This window comes from Sporosarcina soli, assembly GCF_042655805.1.
GTDB lineage: Bacteria > Bacillota > Bacilli > Bacillales_A > Planococcaceae > Sporosarcina > Sporosarcina soli.
Genome location: NZ_JBHSNO010000001.1, coordinates 394451 through 411924, shown reverse-complemented (window position 1 = coordinate 411924; position 17474 = coordinate 394451). Strand labels below are relative to the sequence as shown.

Annotated in this window: 16 protein-coding genes and 1 pseudogene; 9 read left to right on the top strand and 8 right to left on the bottom strand. The window is 41.3% G+C overall.

Annotated features, from left to right (window positions below):
- Positions 1–61: 61 nt before the first annotated feature.
- The 3 genes and pseudogenes from ACFPRA_RS02050 to ACFPRA_RS02040 all read left to right on the top strand — a co-directional run bounded on the left by ACFPRA_RS02050 (position 62) and on the right by ACFPRA_RS02040 (position 1434).
- Positions 62–571 carry a hypothetical protein gene (locus ACFPRA_RS02050; RefSeq protein ID WP_381430018.1) on the top strand — a complete coding sequence of 170 codons (510 nt, stop codon included), beginning with the start codon at positions 62–64 and terminating at the stop codon, positions 569–571.
- 54 nt (positions 572–625) lie between these two features.
- Positions 626–1036 (top strand): annotated as a pseudogene (locus tag ACFPRA_RS02045) (MaoC family dehydratase).
- A gap of 113 nt (positions 1037–1149) precedes the next feature.
- Positions 1150–1434 carry a YqhV family protein gene (locus ACFPRA_RS02040; RefSeq protein WP_381430015.1) on the top strand — a complete coding sequence of 95 codons (285 nt, stop codon included), beginning with the start codon at positions 1150–1152 and terminating at the stop codon, positions 1432–1434.
- A gap of 59 nt (positions 1435–1493) precedes the next feature.
- On the opposite strand, the gene ACFPRA_RS02035 is transcribed toward ACFPRA_RS02040, so the two are convergent.
- The gene (locus ACFPRA_RS02035; RefSeq protein ID WP_381430012.1) at positions 1494–2747 is read right to left on the bottom strand and encodes a TolB family protein; all 1254 of its coding nucleotides are present in this window, start codon (positions 2745–2747) and stop codon (positions 1494–1496) included.
- A 211-nt stretch (positions 2748–2958) separates the two neighbouring features.
- Here ACFPRA_RS02035 and ACFPRA_RS02030 point away from each other — a divergent pair, with 211 nt between their 5' ends.
- The 3 genes from ACFPRA_RS02030 to ACFPRA_RS02020 all read left to right on the top strand — a co-directional run bounded on the left by ACFPRA_RS02030 (position 2959) and on the right by ACFPRA_RS02020 (position 6054).
- Entirely contained in the window at positions 2959–3891 is a 933-nt protein-coding gene (locus tag ACFPRA_RS02030) for an MBL fold metallo-hydrolase (RefSeq protein ID WP_381430009.1), read from the top strand.
- Between the two features lie 127 nt (positions 3892–4018).
- On the top strand, positions 4019–5074 hold the full coding sequence (gene cax / locus ACFPRA_RS02025; protein WP_381430006.1) for a calcium/proton exchanger: 1056 nt from the start codon (positions 4019–4021) through the stop codon (positions 5072–5074).
- Positions 5075–5301: 227 nt separating this feature from the next.
- Complete coding sequence (locus ACFPRA_RS02020) at positions 5302–6054, top strand: 3D domain-containing protein (RefSeq protein ID WP_381430003.1); 753 nt, start codon at positions 5302–5304, stop codon at positions 6052–6054.
- A 250-nt stretch (positions 6055–6304) separates the two neighbouring features.
- On the opposite strand, the gene nspC is transcribed toward ACFPRA_RS02020, so the two are convergent.
- Genes nspC through speD form a run of 6 tightly spaced genes read right to left on the bottom strand, consistent with a single transcriptional unit; the run spans position 6305 to position 12668 of the window.
- Complete coding sequence (gene nspC, locus ACFPRA_RS02015) at positions 6305–7441, bottom strand: carboxynorspermidine decarboxylase (RefSeq protein ID WP_381429998.1); 1137 nt, start codon at positions 7439–7441, stop codon at positions 6305–6307.
- Between the two features lie 13 nt (positions 7442–7454).
- Positions 7455–8654, bottom strand: coding sequence for a saccharopine dehydrogenase family protein (locus tag ACFPRA_RS02010; RefSeq protein WP_381429995.1), 1200 nt, complete (start codon positions 8652–8654; stop codon positions 7455–7457).
- A 28-nt stretch (positions 8655–8682) separates the two neighbouring features.
- Positions 8683–9537 (bottom strand): agmatinase, encoded by an 855-nt coding sequence (gene speB, locus ACFPRA_RS02005; RefSeq protein WP_381429992.1) that lies wholly within the window; start codon positions 9535–9537, stop codon positions 8683–8685.
- A complete protein-coding gene (speE, locus tag ACFPRA_RS02000) occupies positions 9527–10378 on the bottom strand; it encodes a polyamine aminopropyltransferase (protein ID WP_381429989.1) in 852 nt (283 codons plus the stop codon). The genes speB and speE overlap by 11 nt, the downstream gene beginning before the upstream one ends.
- Positions 10378–11835, bottom strand: coding sequence for an aminotransferase class I/II-fold pyridoxal phosphate-dependent enzyme (locus ACFPRA_RS01995; protein ID WP_381429987.1), 1458 nt, complete (start codon positions 11833–11835; stop codon positions 10378–10380). Before ACFPRA_RS01995 ends, speE begins: the two co-directional genes overlap by 1 nt.
- Before the next feature lie 11 nt (positions 11836–11846).
- Positions 11847–12668 (bottom strand): adenosylmethionine decarboxylase, encoded by an 822-nt coding sequence (gene speD, locus ACFPRA_RS01990; protein ID WP_239389355.1) that lies wholly within the window; start codon positions 12666–12668, stop codon positions 11847–11849.
- A 773-nt stretch (positions 12669–13441) separates the two neighbouring features.
- Here speD and ACFPRA_RS01985 point away from each other — a divergent pair.
- From ACFPRA_RS01985 to purU, 3 genes are all read left to right on the top strand, one after another.
- Entirely contained in the window at positions 13442–13861 is a 420-nt protein-coding gene (locus tag ACFPRA_RS01985) for a pyridoxamine 5'-phosphate oxidase family protein (protein ID WP_381429982.1), read from the top strand.
- Between the two features lie 556 nt (positions 13862–14417).
- A complete protein-coding gene (locus tag ACFPRA_RS01980) occupies positions 14418–15020 on the top strand; it encodes a protein kinase family protein (protein ID WP_381429979.1) in 603 nt (200 codons plus the stop codon).
- 84 nt (positions 15021–15104) lie between these two features.
- A complete protein-coding gene (gene purU / locus ACFPRA_RS01975; protein WP_381429976.1) occupies positions 15105–16013 on the top strand; it encodes a formyltetrahydrofolate deformylase in 909 nt (302 codons plus the stop codon).
- Between the two features lie 56 nt (positions 16014–16069).
- Here purU and ACFPRA_RS01970 read toward each other — a convergent pair whose 3' ends face one another.
- On the bottom strand, positions 16070–17341 hold the full coding sequence (locus ACFPRA_RS01970) for an L-lactate MFS transporter (RefSeq protein WP_381430550.1): 1272 nt from the start codon (positions 17339–17341) through the stop codon (positions 16070–16072).
- Between the last annotated feature and the right edge of the window lie 133 nt (positions 17342–17474).

Below are 17474 nucleotides of genomic sequence, written 5' to 3'. Positions count from 1 at the left end.
TATTTTGCATTCAACATATATATCCATGATCTATGGATCCAATACAAAGGAGGAGACTTTGATGACAAAGAAAGTAGCTGAGGTCAAGCAACAAGCAACAGGGGTGGATCTGATTTGGGATAGCTGGTTAAATAATTTCAAAACACTCCAAAGTATTCAAGCGGAGGTTGAAAGAAAGTCATTTCGAGTTTTTGATTACCAAAAGGAACTGATCGATTCTACGCGCAAAACTTTGGATAATATGGAAACGGAATCGAATAAGCTAGTGAAAGAATGGTCAGAGCGATTAGAGGACAGTGTAAAAGCGTCTGAAAAAATTCAAAGCGAATTGACGGCCAGCTGGTTGTCAACGATTGAAGAAATCAATAATAAAGTACAAACACTTGCTTGGAGTCCAAGCCATGCAGTCTTGGATTTATTTACGCAATCACAGGCACAACTCGAAACGACTGTCAAAGAAGCTGTACAGCAACAGAAAGAAGGGCGCACTGAAGTGCTAAAGCAAATCGAAGACTTGACAATTCAATTGAAGCAGTCGCATAAAGGTGTGTTGGAAACAGTAAAGGCTTGATCCAATTGACTGCCAATGGCCTAATTGACACATTCGGCGGGAGGGTCGATTTAGTTGGTAAGTTATAATGGTATTAAAATTGGCGACAAAGCGAATATTTCGAAAACCATTACTGAATTTGATATCTATCAATTTGCCGGAATCACTGGTGACTTTAATCCATTACACGTAAATGTGGAGTATGCGTAAAAATCAGTTTTCCAAGAACGGATTGCGCACGGTGTCTTGACAGCTGGATTCATTTCAGCAGTATTAGGGATGAAACTATCAGGTCCGGATACAATTTATTTATCTCAAAATCTCAACTTTAAGGCACCCGTTAAAATTGGGGATACGGTTATGGCAGAGGTCGAAGTATTGGAAAAAAAAGATGCAAAAAAGATTCTTCGTCTTCGCACGACTGTCACGAACCAATTCGATTATATTGTTGTCGAAGGAGAAGCCGTTGTAATGATGCAAAACTAGCTTTTTCTTTTTTTATAAAAGTAAGTGCCAAGTTATGAGGCTCATAGCTTGGCACTTTTTTGCGGAGTTTTTAAGATAATATTGAATCGACTTTCATACACTTTTTTAGAAGTATGAAAGGGGCACTCAAATTGATTGAAAAAGCACTTTTAATGATTATCCTTTTGCGGATCTTTTCAGGGAGTGTGGATATTACAGCTGCGATGTTGATGTATAAATTCAATGATTTGGAAAAAGCCTTCTATATCAATACGCTCTTGGCATTAGTGGGTCCTTGTGTGTTGATCATTACGACCGGAATCGCATTATTTGGACTGGCAGAAAAGATTTCCTTATCACGAATGATTTGCCTGTTTGGCGGGATTGTACTTATTCTTTATAGCCTAAAAGCAGATTGAATCATTCTATATTAAGAAAAGCCATCTCTTGATTGGTAAAAGAGATGGCTTCTTTTCAGTTATAATGACGGATAAAAAGCATATAATTCGATGTTTTCTACCCAAACTTCCAAATTATTCCCATCGGGATCGGCTATCCATAAATCACCTTTTAAAGAAAGGTCTTTTTTCCGTAACCAAGTGATTTTATTGATGGAAGGTAAAAAGATGGGTTCATAATCGCCCTCCTTTTGTGGAGGTGATGTAATTCTTACTTGTTTTTGACTATGCAAAGTGACGAAATACAAAGCAGGTTTCGGTCTTTTGTCAGGATCATTGGACCATTCACTTTCCGGAACTCTGGAAACGATAAGGGAAGTGTCATTTACCCAAGAAAATCCCAGTTCGGCATAGTTTTTCGGTGTCAAGGTTTCGGTTTGCTGGGTCTTCGGCTCAGTGACTTTCAAATCTTTGTTTTTGAAACCGAAGACAATGCGTCCTCCACCGGCAATATAGCCAAGTATACTATTTTTGAATGCCCATTTTGGTGTGAACATATTGATCGTTTCATCGATCACTTCAAATTGTTTGCCGTCCGCAGAAAGTATACAGATCATGTTGCTGTCCATCGACCAAGAGGCAGTCGGTGAAACAATGAAGGAAATCCATTGCTGATTGGTCGAGTAAGTCAATGATTCTGCATTGATGGATAGAATCTTCACATCCCCTTTTACGAGCTCCTTTGGAATGACGAAAAACTTCTTAGCGTTTTTTGTTAAGCCTTGTATATTTCGGTAACCATCCGCAATCGAAATCGTGTAAAGGATAGCATGGGTCCAACCGTCTGGACGAATCGAAGCACTTGATGAGGCGATAAAACCTTTCCCATTGGGCTGCCACTGGTAGTCATCCACACCTAAAGCGATATTATAGAATGCTGTCAAATCGGATATATTCAACACACCGGTATCATTGAAGGCAACAATATTTTCGGTCGGAGACCATTTAGGGTTGTACCCGTCATGAAAGATTTTCTGATGCTTTTTCTTATCGATATCATATACCCATAATTCATTGGATGTTTTTTTATTTCCATTAATATTGCCCACCACTTCTTTCTGATAAAGGATCATTTTTCCATCAAATGACCATTGGGGAGGATAATTGTATAGCGCTTTTTGCTCCGTTATACGTCTTTCAGTTTCACCTTCTTTTATCCATAAATATCCGTCCCGGCTGAATGTGATTTTCATCTTGGAGATAGCAGTTTCAGCATGCATAGAAGTTGGGGAAATTAAACAGAAAATCATAAGGGCTAGGACAATTCTTTTCACAACATCACCTCGTTTTGTTTTTATGATTTCCGATTAACGCAAAACTAAGCATAGATAATTGCTTTGGATTTTTTTACTGAAAAAATAATCATAAGGAACGTCTTCTGATGGAAATGAGTCGATTGTGTTTTATGTTTCTTGGAGCTAGATGTACAATAAACTTAAGTGTTTTGACAGTTCATTCTAAACTATAAAAAAAGGGGAACATGAAATGTTGACAGAAGTGGCAGAAGGCATACATAAGCTAGTTATCCAATTTCCTGGGGGAATGGGCGAGGTGAATTGTTATTTACTAAAAGGGCCCAATGGATACACAGTGATTGATACAGGTACCGATTCGGAGTCAGCGAAAGAACGATGGAAACAGATATTAGCAGCTGGAATCGTCATCGAAAAAGTGGTTTTGACACATACCCATATCGATCATATCGGTCTTGCAAAATGGTTTCAGCAGGAAGTCGGAGTCCCGGTCATCGTTTCCAATTTAGGTTATGAGGAAATGCAAAAGCGGAGGGATACGCTTAGAAGAAATCGAATAAACAACTTGCTCATTAAACATGGAGGACAGGCACTTCCTAACCAGAAGAAAGATGATTCGTTCATTTATGATTTCGAACCGGATGGTTTTTTTGAAAATCAGCAGTATATCCAATTGGGCAAAGAATTATTTGAAGCGATTTGGACACCTGGTCATGCACCGGATCATTTTTGTTTTTATAATCGTGATAAAAAAATAATGATTGTCGGAGATCATATATTACAAAAGATCAATCCAGTAATCGGTTTATGGTCAGGGGAAGAAGAAAATCCTTTACAAGATTATTTGACGTCTCTACAAACAATAAAAAAATATCCTACTGAAATTGCGTTATCGGGACATGGTGATACGATCGATCATTTACAGGATCGAGTGAATGCTTTGACAGCTCAACATGAGCATCGCCTGCAACAAGTTTTACAATCCGTAAGAAATGACAGTAAAACGGCCTATCAAATCTGCATCGAAATTTATGGTACGGAAAATATTATTCTTAACTTAAGTGCTTTCATGGCGACACTTACTCGATTATTATATTTGGAGTCGATCGGGAAAGTGGAAAGAAGGGAAAGTAAGCAAGAAGTACTATTCAAAGCAAACAAGTAACGTTTGGGATTAGCCGGGAATCATTCTAAGAAAATTTTACAACATTTAACACAACTCATTGAAAATGTTTTTATTTATCCTACAAGGGAAATCTATAAAGGATATTACATTCGGCTATGAGGTGGTTTTGTTGAATCGGTTATTTTCCATTATGATTTTTTTCGGGATCCCGCTCGTTGTGGTGGGAGCTATCTTCCATTGGTCAGATATTCCAATGTTTTTCCTTTGCTGTATAACGATTATTGCCTTAGCAGGTTATATCGGAAGGGCTACAGAAAGTTTGGCGATTGTGAGTGGTCCGAGAGTGGGCGGCTTGCTGAATGCGACGTTCGGTAATGCGGTTGAATTGCTCATTTCCATTTTTACGTTGAAGGCAGGCATGATCGGCATCGTTTTAGCGTCGTTGACGGGATCTGTTCTTGGAAACTTGCTGCTTGTACTTGGTCTCTCCTTCTTTGCGGGTGGCGTCAAATATAAGCGTCAAAATTTTAGTATCCATGATGCAAAATACAATTCAGGTTTGCTGATTTTTGCGGTCATCGTAGCTTTTGTCATTCCTGAAATCTTCTCGATGTCGATGGATCACGCAAAAACTTTAAGTTTAAGCATTGGTATAGCGTTGATTTTGATTGCTTTGTATATGGCAGGCCTTTTCTTTAAATTGGTGACGCATCGAGGTGTATTTGCATCCGCTGAACAACGGGAAGAAGAAATAGAAACGCCAGAGTGGACAAAGGGAAAATCGATGCTTATTCTTTTATTGGCAACAGTAGCGGTTGCTTTTGTGTCGGAACAACTCGTTCATACATTCGAAACGCTTGGTGAACAGTTCGGCTGGACGGAGTTGTTCATCGGTGTCATTATCGTGGCCATAGTCGGTAATGCAGCAGAACATGCTTCGGCTGTTGCGATGGCGCTGAAAAATAAGATGGATATTGCAGTTGAGATTGCGGTCGGTTCCACATTGCAAGTCGCCATGTTTGTGACACCTGTCCTTGTGCTTATTTCGCTTCTTATGGTGGAACCGATGGCGCTTGTTTTCACGGTACCCGAATTGGTGGCCATGATCACGGCGACACTTCTTGTTATCAATCTTTGCAATGATGGAGAATCCAATTGGTTTGAGGGTTTGATTCTATTTGCGGCCTATGTCATCATCGGCATCGGATTTTTCCTTTTATGAACGAGTAAGAGTTTAGAAAAGATCAGCTTCTTTCGGAAAGACGATTGCAGATTGCATTGTGTTTACGGGAGAGGTGGTCTTTTTTCCTATTATGACGAATTCAAGTACTAAATGTCACTCCAGTCAGAATAGAATGAAAATGTCATGCCGAGTAAGGGGGCAGAAAAGGCTTGCCCTTTGCAAGATGGCGGACATTTAAAGCGAACTGACTAAGGAGGAGATTTTGAATGTCGAAAATAAAAATACTGTTCTGGACCATTGTTTTCGTATTTTCAATGTATTCTGTGACCTATGCTTCCAATGTGATTGAATTTCCCGTAACGGAAGAAACGTATGAATTTTCGGGTGTGCAGACTGAGGATTTGGACGAGTCTGACGAAATACGAGCTCCGGAGGAACATAAAGACGAAGTGACAGAAGATGAAGTGGAACCAAGTGACGAACCGGATATATATACGGTCATAGAAGGGGATAACCTGTTTCGTATTGCCCTGACGCATGAAATACCCCTTGACGACTTAATGAGTTGGAATGAATTGGAAGGGGATTTGATCCATCCGGGCGATGAATTGCTTGTCAATGGAGAGGAGATGAAGGGCGGTAAAGACCAAGTTGTCGAAAATGGAAAAAAAGCCGTTTCTTCACAAGCGGTTGCCGAATCAACTCCATCTACACAATCCGTCGATGAAGGAAGTGAACTTTTTGTGACCGCAACAGCTTATACGGCGTATTGCAAGGGCTGCTCAGGGACGACTGCCTATGGCATTGATCTGCGTTCGAATCCTGATCGGAAAGTGATTGCCGTAGATCCTAGAGTGATCCCGCTTGGGACAAAGGTATGGGTGGAAGGCTATGGGGAAGCGATTGCGGGGGATACCGGCGGCGCTATTAAAGGGCATAAGATCGATGTATTTATCCCTTCCTATGAACGTGCGATGGAATGGGGGGTGAAGAAAGTAAAGATGAAAGTGTTGAACTAATCAATTACGCCTCGGCGTAATTGCGTCCAGATTTTGAATTGAGCAAAGCTCAATTGACTCCTTTTCAAAATTTGTGACATCCACCAGCGGCTTTATCTTCGGTCAGCAGGCGTTTGAACAGCCGCTGAACAGGGAAACAAAACGCACCCATCTGTCCACTTACAGAGGTGGAAGTCTTCTGCTGAATGAAAATAAGAGAGGCCTGCCCAACAAACGCGTGTAAAGAGTTTGTTGGACAGGCCTTTATTCATTAGGATAATCGATTTTTAAAATCATCGTAACCGAATTGCTGAACGACTTTCGGACCGTCATGCAACGTGTTGAGTACAATAGAAGGTAAGTTGATACCGTTGAAGGTATTGTTCTTAACCATTGAATAGTGCGCCATATCACAGAAAATCAGTCTGTCGCCAGGTTTTAGTGGATGATCGAAAGAATAGTCACCGATGACGTCACCTGATAGGCAAGTCGGACCGCCGAATCGATACGTATAAGCTTTTTCATTCGGGAGTCCCGCACCGATGATTTCTGGACGATAGGGCATTTCCAATACATCAGGCATATGGCAAGAAGCAGATGTATCTAAAATCGCAATATCCATTCCGTTATAAAGCGTATCTAAAACAGTTGCAACAAGAAATCCTGTATTTAGGGCGACGGCTTCTCCCGGTTCTAGATAGACATCAACATCGTACTTGTTTTTCATATGCAAGATGGAGCGCTCTAACGTTTCAATATCATAATCAGGGCGGGTGATATGATGGCCGCCACCGAAATTGAGCCATTTCATCTGATGAAGATAATTGCCGAATTTCTGTTCGATCACTTGTAGGGTACGTTCAAGTGTATCGGAGTTTTGTTCGCACATTGTGTGGAAATGGAAACCATCAATCCCATCTAGTTGGTCGGGCTCAAAATTATCAAGTGTCACGCCGAAGCGGGAATGCGTGAAACAAGGGTTATACATGTCGACTTCGATTTCAGAGTACTCCGGATTGATGCGGATGCCGCACTCAATCTTTTTCGGATGGTTGTGAACCCGTTCTTTAAACTTATTCCATTGCTGGAAAGAGTTGAAGACGATATGATCCGAATAAGAAAGGATTTCATCAAAATCAGCTTCTGTAAAAGCGGGGGCATACGTATGGACTTCCTTCCCCATTTCCTCATAGCCAAGCCTCGCTTCCAACACGCCGCTTGATGTCACTCCGTCCAAATATTGACGAATGAGCGGATACACTGCAAACATCGAAAAGCCCTTTTGAGCAAGTAAAATTTTACAACCCGTCCGTTCGGCGACCGATTTGAGCTTTTCTAAATTTTTAATGAGCAGTCCTTCGTCTACGATATAACTAGGGGAGGGCACTGCATGTACGTCAAAGTTCAATTTTCAGGCCCCCTTAGTCGATTAGTGTAGGATTGAAGCTTTCTTGCCACGGCAGACCGTACTCGTTCAATGCTTCCATGAATGGATCTGGATCGAATTCTTCAATATTATAAACCCCAGGCTTGTTCCATTTTCCTGTCATAATCATCATCGCGCCAATCATGGCAGGGACGCCTGTTGTATAGGAAATCGCTTGGGAACCGACTTCTGCATAACACTCTTGGTGATCACAGACATTGTACACATAATACGTTTTTGGCTCTCCATCTTTGACACCTTGGAAAATACATCCGATATTTGTTTTTCCTTTTGTACGTGGGCCGAGGGATGCCGGATCTGGAAGAACCGCTTTCAAGAATTGTAATGGTGCAATTTCTTTCCCTTCGAAGTTAATCGGCTCGATGGACGTCATGCCGACATTTTCAAGCACTTTTAAGTGCGTCAAATATTTTTCAGAGAATGTCATCCAGAAGCGGATTTTTTTCACGCCTGTGATATTCAAAGCGAGAGATTCCAATTCTTCGTGATAGAGCAAGTATACATCTTTTGGCCCGATTTCCGGTAGATCATAAACACGTTTGACGGATAACGGTGGTGTTTCGATAAACTCGCCGTTCTCATAGTATCTGCCGTTAGCAGTGATTTCGCGGATATTGATTTCCGGATTGAAATTCGTTGCAAATGGGTAACCGTGGTCACCAGCGTTCGCGTCGACAATATCAATCGTATGGATTTCATCAAAGTGATGTTTTAGCGCATGTGCGGAGAAGACACCCGTCACGCCTGGGTCAAAGCCGCTACCAAGAAGGGCAGTAATGCCGGCTTTTTCAAATTTTTCACGGTAAGCCCATTGCCATTTGTATTCGAATTTCGCCGTGTCAAGAGGTTCATAGTTTGCTGTATCCAAATAATGAACACCAGTTGCCAGACATGCATCCATAATCGTCAAGTCTTGGTAAGGTAGTGCAACGTTAATGACGATGTCCGGTTGAAAACCGTTGATCAATTCGATCAGCTCGTCTACATTGTCGGCATCTACTTGTGCCGTTTGAATTTTCGTGCGGCCACCGTCCAATTTTTCTTTTAATGCATCACATTTGGATACTGTACGGCTCGCGATACAAATTTCTTCGAATACATCCGGAACTTGACAACATTTGTGCACAACAACGCTAGCAACTCCGCCAGCACCAATAATTAAAGCTTTACCCATTGGTAAACACCACCCATTTCATTTATTTTTAGTTTGTTTTGATTGCCAACAATAATTCCCGCAGTACTTTACAGGCGACGGCTGTGGAAACACCGCTGTGATCATACATAGGGGAGAGCTCATTAACATCACATGCTACAATATTAAGTTCGGCGACTTGCAAGATCGCTTGCAATAAGTCCATAAAGCTGACGCCACCAGCTTCAGGCGTGCCTGTGCCAGGGAAGACCGACGGATCCAAGACATCTAAGTCAATCGTCAAATAGACCGGTTTTCCTTTTAATTTTTCGATGACTTGTTCCAAACCGTCAAAATTGAATTTGTTTGTAAAAACATGGTCCTTGCCCCATTGGAACTCACTTCGATCTCCTGAACGAATGCCGAACTGGAAAATCTTTTCATCGCCTAGTAGATCCCATACTCTTCGGATGACGGTAGCATGAGAAAGTGTTTCTCCAAGATAATCATCACGTAAGTCGGTATGCGCATCGAATTGGATAATATGCAAATCGGGGTACTGTTTGGCGACGGCACGAACAGAGCCAAGTGTGACGAGGTGTTCGCCGCCGATCATACAAGGTACTTTGTCAGCATCCAAGATCTGTTTCGTGAATTCTTCAATATGCGTTAACGCTTTCTCTGTATTCCCGAAACTTAATTCTAAATCGCCGCCGTCGAATACAGCGATATCTTCCAAATCTTTGTCTTGGTAGGGGCTATATGTCTCGATGCCAAACGAATCCCCACGCATTGCTTTACTCGCAAAACGCGTTCCGGGGCGGAAAGACGTGGTGGAATCAAAAGGCGCCCCAAAAATGACGATATCGGACTGTTCAAACTCATTGTCGCAGCCGATAAATGTTTCTATGTTTTTATTCAACATCTTGCAATTGCTCCTTCACGTAGTTTGGAAGTGCGAATGAACCGACGTGGATATCCGTATTGTAATATTTCGTTACCAAGCCAAGTTCATTCCAAGCTGCAGGATCCAAATCTGTAATCGGGTCATATTTTTTGGAAGCGAAGCCGAATAGCCAATGACCGGATGGATACGTTGGAATATGGGCTTGATAGACACGGCAAATGGGGAAAAAGCCAATAATCCGTTGATGTGCTCTTTGCATGCCGAGCGCATCTTCTGTATAAAAAGGGCTTTCATGTTGATTGACCAAAATGCCATCTTCTGTAAGAGCTTTAAAGCAGTTCCCATAAAATTCTCTTGTAAACAAACCTTCTCCAGGACCAAAAGGATCTGTTGAGTCGACGATGATCAAATCATATTCATTTTCTTTTTTACGGACAAATTTAAGTCCATCTTCAAAAAATAGGTTCACTCTCGGATCATCCAATTGGGATGCAGTTTGTGGAATATATTCACGGCATACGTCTACGACCATCTGATCGATCTCAACCATATCGATTTGCTCAATTGACTGATATTTTGTCAGTTCACGAACTGTACCACCATCTCCTGCGCCAATCACAAGGACTTTTTTAATACCCGGATTGGTCGCCATCGGAACGTGGGTAATCATGTCATGGTAAATGAATTCATCTTTTTCGGTGATCATGACATAACCGTCTAGGGTCAGTACTTTTCCGAATTCTACAGATTGGAATATATCAATTTTTTGAAACTCACTTTGTCCCGTATAAAGGTGTTCTTCAACTCTTATTGAAAAACGGGCATGGGGTGAATGATCTTCCGTGTACCATAAATTCATCATTCCACCTCCTTCAATACATTAATATGTTGGATGGCGCTATCTTCAGTCCCTGTTAAAAAACAGCCTTTTTCTTTACAGTAAGCGATATAATCCAGTATTTCTATTGTTATGCGCTCACCAGGTGCAAGGATAGGGATACCAGGTGGGTAACACATGACAAATTCACTGGAAATATACCCGGCACTTTCCGCAAGCGGTAGATTTTTTTTAGGTGCATAAAATGCCTTTTGTGGCGTAGCAACTACTTGCGGATTAATATATTCATGGTCGAAGACATCATTTTTATCTTTCGCATAACGCCGTTTGATCTCCGCGAGTGCGGCGACTAGCCGTTCAAGATCCAACTGTCTATCTCCGACGGAAATATAAGCGAGCAGGTTGCCGATATCGCCAAATTCGATTTGGATATCGTATTCGTCCCGTAGAATATCGTAAATCTCTATTCCTGCAAGACCGATTTCACGAGTATGGACGGAAAGCTTGGTGACATCGAAGTCAAAAATCGTATCGCCATTCAACAGTTCTTTTGAAAAAGCATAATAACCACCAATTTTGTTAATTTCGTCTCTTGTGTATTGGGACATTTGAGCCACTTTTTCAAATACTTGTCGACCATGAAGAGCTAAGTTCTTCCTAGAAATATCCAAGGAAGAGAGCAATAGATAGGACCCGCTCGTCGTTTGGGTCAAGTTGATGATTTGACGCGTATGTCCTTCGCTCATTTCATTATTGATCAAAAGGAAAGAGCTTTGTGTCAAAGAGCCCCCGGATTTGTGCATGCTAACAGAGGCCATATCAGCACCAACTGACATAGCAGAAGCTGGAAGGTTTTCACCAAAGTAAAAATGCGTGCCATGTGCTTCATCGACTAGGACGAGCATCTGATGTTCATGTGCAAGATTTGTCAGCGCTTGTAAGTTTGAACAAATCCCATAATAAGTGGGATTATTGATGAGAATGGCCTTCGCATCAGGATTTTCCAAAATAGCACGTTCTACATCTTGGACAGACATTCCCAAAGGAATGCCAAGTTCGTCATGCACACCTGGATTGACATAGATTGGCACGGCCCCGGTCAGAATGAGTGCGTTAATGGCACTGCGATGTACGTTCCGTGGCATGATGATCTTATCACCGGCAGTACATGCGGTCATAATCATTGCCTGAACGGCGGATGTCGTGCCGTTGACCATGAAAAAGGCGTGTTTTGCACCGAAAGCTTGAGCAGCCAATTGTTCAGCCTCTTTAATGATCGATACGGGATGACAAAGATTGTCTAGCGGTTTCATGGAATTTACATCGACCGCCAAAGATTGTTCCCCTAGGAACGCGGCCAGTTCTTCATTACCTCTTCCACGTTTGTGACCCGGTACATCGAAAGGGACGACCCGCATATGTTTATAACGGTTCAACGCCTCCATGATCGGGGCTTTCTCTTGTGAAAGATGTGTCATTTTATCACCCCTCACTCATCATATATATTGGTACCGCTGAAAATTTCAATCATTTCTTTTCGCAAGTTATTCGTAATTGTCAGTCGCTCTTTCGGAGACAATTCGAGAACATCCCTGTTGAATAGGTAATTTTGCAATTCGATTTCTTTGATCAGCAGTTTTGTGTGAAAAATATTTGATTGGTACACATTGACATCGATTGCATCGTATTTTTGTAATGTAGAGGTATTAATGTACTCTTGAATCGATGTCATCGGTTGGTCCATAAACAATTTCTTCCCGTTGACATCGCGTGTAAACCCTCGTACCCGATAATCCGCTGTAATGATATCCGAATCGAAACTTCCAATCAGATAATCAAGGGCATTCAAAGGCGAAATTTCGCCACACGTCGCCACATCGATATCTACACGAAAAGTGGCAATCGAGTTGTCCGGGTGGAATTCCGGGTACGTATGAACGGTAACATGACTCTTATCCAAGTGACCCAGGACCGTTTCACGAGCTTTAAGGATATCGAGCTGTCCCCGATTACATGATTCATCGATCTGGGAGTACGGAAAGGATTCTTCTGATATCAGGATCGTTACACTGGCACCTTGGGGGTCATAATCCTGTTTACTGACATTCAATACATGGGCACCAATCATTTCAGTTACGTCATACAAGATATTGGTCAGCCGTTCGGAGTTATATTGCTCATCAATATAAGCGATATAATCACTTTGCTCCCGCGCACTTTTTGCATAGTTAACATCATAGATGTTAAAGCTAAGTGATTTGGTGAGGTTGTTAAAGCCGTACAGCTTTAGCTTATTTTCCAACCCTAACATCACGCCTCTCATTAAAATTCAAAAAGTCGAAAAAAGTTCTAGAAGGAATATCCATCTATTTCAGTCCATTAATGCTTGTTTGTAAAAATCGATTCATTTCTAAATATATAGGATAACTTCTCCAAGTCAATATAATTTTAAAAAATAATTTCCTTCTACTTCTCAAAGCATTAGCATGGACCAATTCGTAAAACAAAACCTCATTCTTCACACTATATATAGGTAAGGGGATTTCATTTCTTCTATATATATGCAGGCGATCGGCGTTTGCACGAGAAACGTTTTTATCCCGCAATAACGGGCAGTAAGACTCCCACCTCAAGACTTAAGTATAACGATAAGGATAGGTGGGAGATCAACTGCCAATCGAACAGCGAAGGGTTCGATTTGCCTTAATTTCTGCGCTCTTTGCAGAAATTAAGGCACTTACAGAACGTCGTCAACTTAAGTTGCCTTCCTTCAGCGAATAGTTTGGACATCCGTTAAAGGAAGATAAAAGCCCGATTGGTTCGGGCCAACACGATGTTGGTCACACAAGCGTTGTCACAGGACGTGACGCTTTTAGCTTGTGTTCCCCTCAATCAGTGTGGGATGGGGAAAACCCCCACTGATTGAAGTTTCACTTTATAAATGTTCAGGCTTCAAAATCGCATTTTTGATCAAGAGCATTGAGCGATATAACCGATATTTAGTATTCTTCCCGGTAAGGGAGGTTTAATAAACATTCTTAAAGGAATAATAGAGGCAAAACATCTGAAAGGAGCCACTACTTAATGGCGAAATCTGCAAAAGAGCTTGCATTAAAAATTTTGAATGACAGTTTGATCGGTACGATGGCAACAATCCAGTCGAATAAGCCCCATTCTCGCTACATGACATTTTTTAACGATGGGTTCACCATTTACACAGCAACGAGCAAAAGGACGCATAAAGTGGAAGAGGTCCAAAAAAATCCGAATACCCATATTTTATTAGGCTATGAAGGGAAGGGGTTCGGCGATGCATTCCTAGAAATCGAAGGAACCGTCGAAGAGTCGCAGGAAGAAACAATCAAGGAAAAAGTATGGAACAAACTTCTAAAAGGCTGGTTTGATGGACCTGAAGATCCTGATCTCCTCATTTTGAAAATCACCCCTACACAAATCCGTGTCATGAATACAAAAGGTGAAGAGCCACAGATTGTGGATTTTTAACTTGCTTCAGCAAATGTTTTTGTACTGAAAGCGAAGCGTCAGCTACAGAAGTCCCCACTTCTATGAGTAGCGGGATGAATGCCAGAGATGCATTCAATTCAGTGGGGGTTCAAACCTCGGCTGAATAGTGGAACTCAGGCAAGGACGCCACGTCCTGAAAGTGCCTTAATTTCTGTGAAAACACAGAAATTAAGGCAAATCGAACCCTACGTTGTTCGATTCGCAATTCAAAATCCGGACGCAATTACGCCGAGGCGTAATTGATATGAGCAGTAGCAGGAATGAGCACGCATCGAAAGCCAAAACAATTGACTCCTTCAAGCTGCAGAGTTTATACTAATCCTACAAATTGAATAGACAACTTTCTTTAAGGGGAGTAGCTACACAGCAAACGTCGTCAATACAGGATTCCTATCCTCGGCTTTGCTGGCAACAATTGTTGTTTGCGAGACCTTACCGATGATTTGGTGAGGTCTTTTATATTAAAAATAGGCGATATGACCAAATACTGGTTATATCGTCTTTTTAGTTTTAGAAATATATTGGAGGTCTAATGTTGGATACTTATCAAGCACTTGCAAAAACAGTCATCATTAACAAGAACAATCGTCTAATTAGCTATGATGATTCTTTAACACTTGTTGGGACAGGGAGAAGTGCATTTGTATTTAGGATAAAGTCATCAAATAAAGCGATTAAATTATTTTTCCCAGCTTTTTCTTACATAGCAAAAGAAGAGGCAGAAATTTATAAAATACTTCAAAATATCGACTATTACCCATCTATCTATGAGGCGGGATCGAATTATATCGTAATGGATTATATTGAAGGCCTGACACTTTTTGAATGTTTGTCTAATGGGCACATCATAACGTCTACTCATTTGAAAGAAATTGATTATGCACTCTCGTTAGCGACAGAGATTGGTTTAAATCCTTCTGATATTCATCTGAGAAACATTTTCATCACGCCAACACGTGCCATAAAGATTATTGATGTCGCACGCTTTAGACAAGTAAAAGATTGTAGGCAATGGGCGAATCTAAAAAAAGCTTATTATCAGTTTTATCGAAAACGCCTGTTTCCAAAGAGAGTCCCTGCCCCGATTTTAAATAGCATTGCATTCCTTTATAAAAAAGGATGGATCCCTTATTATTGAACAAAACTGAAAGAAGTCATTGAAAAAATGAATAAAAAGATGCATAATGATAAGTTAGTATCTTTATTGCTAGGAGAGATTAATATGGTATCTGAGGTAAATCTTAAATTGAAAGAGAAGCAACAGGGTAGGGTACTTGAAAATCGGGGACGACTATTAGTAAAATGTCCAGACAAACCTGGGATCGTCTCGGTTTTATCGACATTTTTACATAATCATGGTTCGAATATCATCGAATCCAGCCAGTACTCGAGTGATCCGGAAAACGGGACTTTTTTTATTCGAATCGAATTTCATTGTGAAAATCTGTTGGTGAAACGGGCGCAACTTGAAGAGGACTTTGCAGAAATCGCTGCCAATCATTCGATGGATTTTCATTTCGCATACAGCAATGAAAGAATGCGTTCAGCGATATACGTATCAAAAGAGCCGCATTGTTTAATGGAATTGTTATGGGAATGGCAAAATGGTGATTTAGACACGGATATTGTCGTCGTTATTAGTAACCATGAAGAAGCCCGTCCCTTGGTTGAATCTTTAGGGATTCCTTTCCACTATATCCCGGCCAATAAAGAAATTCGGAAACAAGTTGAGGCTGAACAAATTCGTCTAATGGATGAATATAATGTTGACTTGCTGATACTTGCCCGTTATATGCAAATCTTGACACCTGACTTTGTCCGACATTTTGAAAATCGCATCATCAACATCCATCACTCATTTTTGCCCGCATTCATTGGTGCAGGCCCATACGAGCGTGCATTTGAACGCGGTGTAAAATTGATAGGCGCTACTTCCCATTATGTTACAAATGATCTTGACGAAGGTCCAATTATTGAGCAAGACGTGGAGCGGGTGGATCACCGAAATGATGTGATCGATTTGAAGAAAATCGGTCGTCAAATCGAAAGGCGGGTTCTTGCAAGAGCTGTGAAATGGCATCTGGAAAACCGGATCATCGTTGAAGGGAACAAAACGATTGTGTTTCATTGAACTTAACAAAATACGAGTGTCCAGTCAGTTTACTGGGCACTCGTATTTTATTTATATTAATGACTAATAACTTTTTTCGTAGGTTCGAATATTTTTCTTTCGCTTTCCAACCGCACTTTTTTAATATCAAAACGGATCAAAATGGAAATGACGAGTGCAATTACAAATAAACCGGCAAAAAAGATGAGGCTGCTTTCATAACTTCCCGTTGTATCTTTCATCCAAGCGGCGAACATAGGTCCCGCAAGTCCTGCAGCCGACCAAGCTGTTAAAATATAGCCGTGGATGGCGCCAAGTTGTTTCGTTCCGAAAATGTCGGCAATGTATGCAGGAATAGATGAAAAACCACCGCCGTAGCATGTGTAAATAATAGCTAACATGACTTGAAACAGAATTGCGTTAGTCGTAGAAGGCAATAGGGCAAATAAAAGGATCTGGATGACAAAAAAAGCGGTGTATGTGTTTTGCCGGCCGATATAGTCAGAAATAGCCGCCCAACCGAGTCGCCCAGCTCCATTGAAAATGCCAAGAACACCAACAAGTGCAGCCGCTTGAATCGTTGTCATGCCGATACTATCGATGGCAAGTGGTTTGGCTGCGGATAAGATGGCAATGCCGCAAGTGACGTTAATAAAGAGCATGAACCATAAATAGTAAAAACGTTTTGTTTTTACCGCCTCATTTGCAGTCAATTGAGCCAAATCCTGTTTTTGTTCCACCTTGCCCGACTTCACTTTTTCGATAAAACCGGGAGGCGCCCAACCTTCTTCGGGTTTTTCAAGATAGAGAGAAGATAAGATCATGATGACTAAATAAGAAAAACCGAGAATATAAAAGGTATTTTGAAGTCCGACGGAAGTGATTAATGCTTCCATGATGGGACTACTGATGGCTGCGGCAAAACCGAACCCCATAATTGCAAGCCCTGTTGCGAGTCCTCGACGATCTGGAAACCATTTGACGAGAGTAGAAACAGGCGCAATATATCCAACACCAAGCCCGATACCGCCAAGCACCCCGTAAAACAAATAGAGTAGCGGCAACGAGGAAGCGCTTACAGCGAATCCCGCACCAATTACACCCGTTCCGAAACAGATTGCTGCCAAAATACCGGCCTTCCGTGGTCCGTATTTTTCAACGAAATGACCAAGAAAGGCCGCAGAAAGGCCCAAAAATAAAATAGCGATACTAAAAGTGAGTTGTACTTGACTTGTGGTCCAACCGAACTGTTCAATCAAAGGATTAGTAAAGTTACTCCAAGCATACACGGACCCGATTGAAATGTGAATCCCTACTGCTGATGCGGCTATCAACCATCTGTTTTTCATTTTCTTCCCATTCATCCCTTCTCCTCCTTAATTTATATATGAAATTAAACAGAAAAAAACTGTAATCTCCAAATCCATTTTCAGAAGACAGAACGCAAGATGAAGTACCTTTTAATTGCATAAATGAATATTT

Excerpts from the sequence above, each read along its gene's own strand:
- ACFPRA_RS02050 (WP_381430018.1), top strand. The coding sequence starts at position 62 with ATGACAAAGAAAGTAGCTGAGGTCAAGCAACAAGCAACAGGGGTGGAT.
- ACFPRA_RS02040 (WP_381430015.1), top strand. The coding sequence starts at position 1,150 with ATGAAAGGGGCACTCAAATTGATTGAAAAAGCACTTTTAATGATTATC.
- ACFPRA_RS02030 (WP_381430009.1), top strand. The coding sequence starts at position 2,959 with ATGTTGACAGAAGTGGCAGAAGGCATACATAAGCTAGTTATCCAATTT.
- ACFPRA_RS02020 (WP_381430003.1), top strand. The coding sequence starts at position 5,302 with ATGTCGAAAATAAAAATACTGTTCTGGACCATTGTTTTCGTATTTTCA.
- ACFPRA_RS02010 (WP_381429995.1), bottom strand. The coding sequence starts at position 8,654 with ATGGGTAAAGCTTTAATTATTGGTGCTGGCGGAGTTGCTAGCGTTGTT.
- speB (WP_381429992.1), bottom strand. The coding sequence starts at position 9,537 with ATGTTGAATAAAAACATAGAAACATTTATCGGCTGCGACAATGAGTTT.
- speE (WP_381429989.1), bottom strand. The coding sequence starts at position 10,378 with ATGAATTTATGGTACACGGAAGATCATTCACCCCATGCCCGTTTTTCA.
- ACFPRA_RS01995 (WP_381429987.1), bottom strand. The coding sequence starts at position 11,835 with ATGACACATCTTTCACAAGAGAAAGCCCCGATCATGGAGGCGTTGAAC.
- speD (WP_239389355.1), bottom strand. The coding sequence starts at position 12,668 with ATGTTAGGGTTGGAAAATAAGCTAAAGCTGTACGGCTTTAACAACCTC.
- ACFPRA_RS01985 (WP_381429982.1), top strand. The coding sequence starts at position 13,442 with ATGGCGAAATCTGCAAAAGAGCTTGCATTAAAAATTTTGAATGACAGT.
- purU (WP_381429976.1), top strand. The coding sequence starts at position 15,105 with ATGGTATCTGAGGTAAATCTTAAATTGAAAGAGAAGCAACAGGGTAGG.
- ACFPRA_RS01970 (WP_381430550.1), bottom strand. The coding sequence starts at position 17,341 with ATGAAAAACAGATGGTTGATAGCCGCATCAGCAGTAGGGATTCACATT.